The 2,402-nt window shown below is 71.6% G+C and carries 1 protein-coding gene and 2 pseudogenes; 2 read left to right on the top strand and 1 reads right to left on the bottom strand.

Features of this window, described 5'->3' with window-relative positions:
- Positions 1-434 (bottom strand): annotated as a pseudogene (locus FV228_RS26970) (CoA transferase); the annotation flags it as partial.
- Positions 435-637: 203 nt separating this feature from the next.
- Between FV228_RS26970 and FV228_RS26965 the strand changes: the two are divergent.
- Entirely contained in the window at positions 638-2,275 is a 1,638-nt protein-coding gene (locus FV228_RS26965) for an ABC transporter ATP-binding protein (RefSeq protein WP_147857325.1), read from the top strand.
- A gap of 2 nt (positions 2,276-2,277) precedes the next feature.
- Positions 2,278-2,402: pseudogene (locus FV228_RS34450) on the top strand (phosphopentomutase); the annotation flags it as partial.

Raw genomic sequence — 2,402 nt, 5'->3', positions numbered from 1 at the left:
GAGGCCGGATCGAACGCCACCAGGGGCTCGGCCGCCACCGCCCGGCCCTGGGGATGGGCCACCCAATCCTCCGATCCACGCATCTCGGCCGCGCAACCGCCCTCGGCCACCACCGCCGCCTCCAGGTCCGCCTTGTCCCAGCCGGCCACCGCCCCCGCCATGCCGGCCCGGTCGGCCCGGGATCCCAGCACCCGCTCGGCCGCAGCCCGGTGATGCGGGGCGTTGGTGTGGAGCCGGATCCAGCCGTCCCGGGTCCGGTAGTCCCCGGCCACCGGATCCCAGGGCGCCGGCACCCGCCAGCTATCCGGCCGCAGCGACGTCGCGAACCAGAACGAAGCGAGTCGCCGGTCCACCGCGATCGGCCCGTCGAGGCCCGCAACTTCCGCGAGCGCCAGGCCGGCGGCTGCAATCGAGGCCGCGGCGAGGTCGGTCACCCGGAACGCGGAGGGCAGGGCGCCGGACCCGGAAACGCGAAGTCTGGCCGCAGGCCGCGAAGACTCTCCGAAGGGAAGCCGAAGATGGGCGGCCAATTCTTCGTCGATCCCGGGCATGGCGCGTCCCTCCGCTGCGATCACCGCGCATGATCGCGCATCCGCGGGCGGGTAGGCTAGGGTCCCGGCCGCGCTATAAGGGTCCCATGTCAGAGGCCGAAACCCCGCCGCTCCTGTCCGTCGAGGGCCTGTCCGTCGCCTTCCGCTCCCGCGCAGGCGAGACGGCGGCGGTGGACTCGATCGGCTTCACGATCCACCGGGGCGAGACCGTGGCGCTGGTGGGCGAATCGGGCTCCGGCAAGTCCGTGACCGCCCTGGCGATCCTGCGGCTGCTCGACGGCGCGGCGCGCCAGAGCGGGAAAATCCTGTTCAAGGGCAGGGACTTGACGACCCTGCCGGAACGCCAGATGCGCGACGTGCGCGGCGCCGACATCACCATGGTGTTCCAGGAGCCGATGACCTCGCTCAACCCGCTCCACACGATCGAGCGGCAGATCGGCGAGGTGCTGGGGCTCCACCGCGGCCTCACCGGCAAGCCCGCCCGGGCGCGGATTCTCGAGCTCCTGGAATTGGTTGGCCTGCGCGATGCCGCGCGCCGCCTGGGCGCCTACCCGCACGAGCTTTCCGGCGGCCAGCGCCAGCGGGTGATGATCGCCATGGCGCTGGCCTGCGAACCGGACCTGCTGGTCGCCGACGAACCGACCACCGCCCTCGATGTGACGGTGCAGGCCCAGATCCTGGCGCTGCTGGCCGACCTCCAGAAGCGGCTCGGCATGGCGCTGCTGTTCATCACCCACGATCTCGGCATCGTCGAGCGCATCGCCGACCGGGTCTGCGTGATGCTGAAGGGCAAGATCGTCGAGGCCGGCCAGACCAAGGCGGTCTTCGCCGACCCCCAACACGAGTATACCCGCCGCCTGATCGCCTCGGAACCGAAGGGCCGGGCCAACCCGGTCCCGGCCGACGCGACCCCCCTGGTGGAGGCCGGCCCGCTCAAGGTCTGGTTCCCGCTGAAGGCTGGCGCGTTCCGGCGCGTCACCGGCCACGTCAAAGCGGTGGACGGGGTCTCGCTCACGGTGAAGGCGGGCGAAACCGTTGGTGTCGTTGGTGAATCCGGGTCCGGCAAGACCACGCTGGGCCTCGCCCTGCTGCGGCTCACCGGCTCCGAAGGCCCGATCGTGTTCCTGGGCCAGGCCATCGACGGCTTCACCGTGGCGCAGATGCGCCCGCTCCGGAAGGACATGCAGGTGGTCTTCCAGGACCCCTACGGCTCGCTCTCGCCGCGCATGTCGGTGGCCGACATCGTCGCCGAGGGGCTGATCGTGCAGGGCACCGCGCGGTCCCGGGCCGAGCGGCGGGCGGTGGTCTCGAAGGCGCTCACCGATGTCGGCCTCGACCCGGCCGCCATGGACCGCTACCCGCACGAATTCTCCGGCGGCCAGCGCCAGCGCATCGCCATCGCCCGGGCGATGGTGCTCAACCCCCGTTTCGTCGTGCTGGACGAGCCGACCTCGGCGCTGGACCGCTCGGTGCAAGCGCAGATCGTGACGCTGCTGCGCGACCTGCAGCGCGAGCGCGGGCTGGCCTACCTGTTCATCAGCCACGACCTGAAGGTGGTGCGGGCGCTCGCGAACTACGTGGTGGTGATGCAGAACGGCCGGGTGGTCGAGGAAGGCCCCGCGGAGACGATCTTTTCCGATCCGCAGACACCCTACACAAGGGCGCTGTTCAAGGCCGCCTTCGCCCTCGACAGCGATGTCGCCGCAGAGCTGGAGCCCGCCTGACCATGGCGCGCGCCCTCCTCATCGTCCTCGATTCCGTCGGCATCGGCGGCGCCCCGGACGCCGCCGCCTACGGCGATGAGGGGTCCGATACGCTCGGCCACATCGCCGAGGCCTGCGCGGCCGGGCG

Source organism: Methylobacterium sp. WL18, assembly GCF_008040015.1.
GTDB classification, from domain to species: Bacteria; Pseudomonadota; Alphaproteobacteria; order Rhizobiales; family Beijerinckiaceae; genus Methylobacterium; species Methylobacterium mesophilicum.
The sequence above is the reverse complement of the archived record's forward strand: the minus strand, read 5'-3'. Positions and strand labels throughout refer to the sequence as shown.